The organism is Methylobacterium sp. BTF04 (assembly GCF_010692745.1).
Taxonomy (GTDB): domain Bacteria; phylum Pseudomonadota; class Alphaproteobacteria; order Rhizobiales; family Beijerinckiaceae; genus Methylobacterium.
In genome coordinates this window covers 1-3,105 of record NZ_JAAHTB010000124.1, presented here as the reverse complement: position 1 = coordinate 3,105, position 3,105 = coordinate 1, and the positions used below count along the sequence as shown (strand labels likewise).

The 3,105-nt window shown below is 61.3% G+C and carries 3 protein-coding genes; all 3 read right to left on the bottom strand.

The genetic code is table 11. From position 1 onward, the window contains the following. Positions 1-243: 243 nt before the first annotated feature. Positions 244-396 carry a hypothetical protein gene (locus tag G3T14_RS23550; RefSeq protein ID WP_163644920.1) on the bottom strand — a complete coding sequence of 51 codons (153 nt, stop codon included), beginning with the start codon at positions 394-396 and terminating at the stop codon, positions 244-246. A 140-nt stretch (positions 397-536) separates the two neighbouring features. Then, positions 537-842: a hypothetical protein gene (locus G3T14_RS23545; protein WP_163644919.1), complete on the bottom strand. Its 306-nt coding sequence runs from the start codon at positions 840-842 to the stop codon at positions 537-539. Between the two features lie 1,100 nt (positions 843-1,942). Further along, a complete protein-coding gene (locus tag G3T14_RS23540) occupies positions 1,943-2,737 on the bottom strand; it encodes an ABC transporter permease (protein WP_163644918.1) in 795 nt (264 codons plus the stop codon). Between the last annotated feature and the right edge of the window lie 368 nt (positions 2,738-3,105).

Here is a 3,105-nt window from a genome sequence, read left to right as displayed (position 1 = left end):
TTTACGCTACGCTCGCCGCCTCAGATCCACTGCCCTCATGAATAAGACGGGCTAGACCCATACAAATCCGAAGGCGCCACTCGCTGACCGGGCCGCCATCGTACCGGCCCACGACAAACCTCCTGCCGATGATCTGGTCGTGGGCAGAGCAGCCGATGACATCAAGCCAAAGGCGCTGGCATGCCGAATTCGATCAGGCGCCACCGTTGCATCGGGTTCCAACGGACAATAGGCGGATTGGGCCTACAGGTAGTGACGGAAAACCACATGGTCCGCGGACGCCTGCTGGATCAGCCGATCAGCGGACGTATCACGTACCCGACCCGTCACGGCGGCAAAGGGTGCGATCATGGCGGCGAGGGTCAAAAGCCAGCGAAACGGGCCTGCTGCAATCATCTGAATCTCCTCGACTGAGTATAGTTCGGTCGTCACCTTCGATAGCGATCGGGCTTTGCCCACTCGAGTTATCGCCCGCCTTCCAACGTTTCGCTGTGCCGAGGCGCACGCGGGCCACGGAAGGCGGGTCGCGTTTCGGATTACCGGTTTCCGAGCGAGGGACCGCCCGCCGTGCCGCCCGTCCCAGGCGGTCCGCTGGTGGGCGTACCGCCGATGTTCACGCTGGGGCTGGTGCCCGGAACCGAGGCGGGGCTGGGATTGCCGACGACGTTCGGGGCCGGGCGTAAGTCGAGATCGTTGGCCTGAGGTACTGCCCCAGGCGCCATGGAGGGCGTGGTCACGCCCGTATTGCCGGCACCGCCGGTCGGCGCCAGCGACTGAGCGAGCGCTGGACCCGCAACCAGGATGGTCAGGGCCGTCGTGAAAGCGATGGTGGTGCGTGTCATGGGTCAGTCCGTACGAGTGCAGTCGCTCACGCAACGGCCCGCACTCCGGGAAGTTCAGGGGTAAAAGAGTCGTCTGAACCTGCAGGGGCAACCCGGCTTCTGGAATCGCGGAGGATCCTGCTTCGGCAGCTGCCGGTATCCTGCGCGTAGTTTTCTCCGAAGCGTTTTCCGATCTGCACGGGGTTGGCTTTGCCCAGTCAGGCTCGACGGGGCCTGCTCGCTCCGATGGCAGGTAGCGCGGAACCCCCATCCTCTTCGGATCGAGGGGGCAACCACTGAGAACACAGGTTCCGCGCCGATCCCGTCCTACCCGGCCTCTGTTTCTCGCTCATGTCCGACCTGCTGCGATTGCCCCACAGGACAGCCGCTGAGGCACGGCTACCGAACAAGACGGGCGAGCTTGGGCACGCCCAGATCAGTGGAGGTAACCGGCGGCCCGCAGGTCCGCTTCGACGCCACTGCAGAAGCCGCGCAGAGGGTCATCGTTCTGGGCCGGGGGCGGTCGCAGGGGTGTCATGGCGGGAAACCGCATTGCGCCCATCTCCCTTGCAGCGCTTTCGACATCCTGATCGAAAGGATCGGGATGTCGCGGCGCTTTGCGCAAGGCTGTCGAAAACAATCTTCCGATCATTTTTTCCCCCGATCGGCGATGCTAGCAGTACTCGAATCGTTCGGCCTTCACGCATATCAGTCCAATGAGCACTGATCGACATAGAATTGGTCAAGCTCCTCGTCTCAATTCCGAGCGCCGCTGACTGATCGCCTATGAATACGGTGCCTGCATCCGGAGAACCAGAAACGGCGACGCGATGTTCGGTCGGACCTTCCAACGTCCGAGCCCGATCATCGTGGTGTTCGCGCCCCTGTCAGGTCGGCCGCATCGCCATCGAACGGCCAAGAGGCTGGTTCGCCACGATCGACATCCGCATAGCGCATGCGGCCCGAACGCGGACGCTGTATTTGGAGGGCCGCCCGGAGCCTCAGACCTTGCGAGGTTTCTCTTTCGCGGACGGCAGCCGTACGGGCCACGGCAACAGCGGTACCGCCATCGAGAGCAGCAGCAAAAATCTGGATGGCTTTGGCACCGACGGTACCGGTCGTCAGGTCATTTTCCGAACCAGCGTGCGCTCCATGATCAGCCCGATCATCAACGAACCGCCGCCCCATAGCAGCACGTAAAGGTAATCGACCTCCACCGGAAGCTGGGCGTAATATCCAACGCGAACCCACTCAATAATTTGAGTCAAGGGATTCCATTTCATAATCGAATATATCTGCTCCGGCATCATATTCGGCAGAAAGAAGACTCCGCTGGTAATATACAGCAATACCCGAACAAGAATATATCCAATCATCCACCCTGGAAAGAACGACACGATACCGATATTCACAGCGCCAAGCCCAATTCCGAGTAAAATGGACGCCAAATAACCGGTGACCGCGACCCAGGTGTCATCGGGGGATGGATCGACACCAAGGGCAACGAGAATAGCGAGAACTATGATGAGTCCGGTAAAGCCCTTGACGATTTCGACGATAAACCGCGCAATCATGACATCGAATATCTTGACCTGCGGGTAATAGAGGAGCGGCCTGTTCTGGGCGAGGGCCTTCATCGTCTCGTTGCTGATGTACTGACACATCAGAACGGGAACGGCGCCCGTCGCCACAAAGAGGAGCGCGCTGTCTCCAAGGGGCGATGCGCCGCCCCTGAATCCCATGACCGCGACCAGAACCATCACATGCGCCACCGGCCACATGACGATAACCGCGTAGCCCCAGTGCGATCCGCCGAAACGCGTTCGCATATCGCGCAGCATCAAGGCGCGGATGACCTGAGCGTAGCCCTCTGCCTTGCTTCGCAGTGGGGCGAGGCTTTCGACGCTGGACGACATGTATAGGTTTTCTCCGCGGCGGGGCTCGGAACGCATAGGCTGCAAATCGGGCGCGATTGCGAAGGCGAATCCACCGATATGCCGTTGCCACTCGCCGCTTCGCGGATCCGCCGATCGAAACGGCAGGCGACCGGGAAGCGGTAGCGTGTTGCCCGTTTGCACTAGGCCGTCCGGGCCATTCGTGGTTCTTGGCCCCACCGAAGCGCCCGTGCGGCGCTCTCAATAAACCGAGTACAGCGACCCGATGATCAAGACGCTCTTCCTGGCCAGCAGCGCCGCCGCCCTTATGACCGTCGCTGCTTCGGCTGCCGACCTTCCGCGTCGCGCTGCCCCGCCGGTGTTCATTCCGGTGCCGGTGTTCACCTGGA

Excerpts from the sequence above, each read along its gene's own strand:
- G3T14_RS23550 (WP_163644920.1), bottom strand. The coding sequence starts at position 396 with ATGATTGCAGCAGGCCCGTTTCGCTGGCTTTTGACCCTCGCCGCCATG.
- G3T14_RS23545 (WP_163644919.1), bottom strand. The coding sequence starts at position 842 with ATGACACGCACCACCATCGCTTTCACGACGGCCCTGACCATCCTGGTT.
- G3T14_RS23540 (WP_163644918.1), bottom strand. The coding sequence starts at position 2,737 with ATGTCGTCCAGCGTCGAAAGCCTCGCCCCACTGCGAAGCAAGGCAGAG.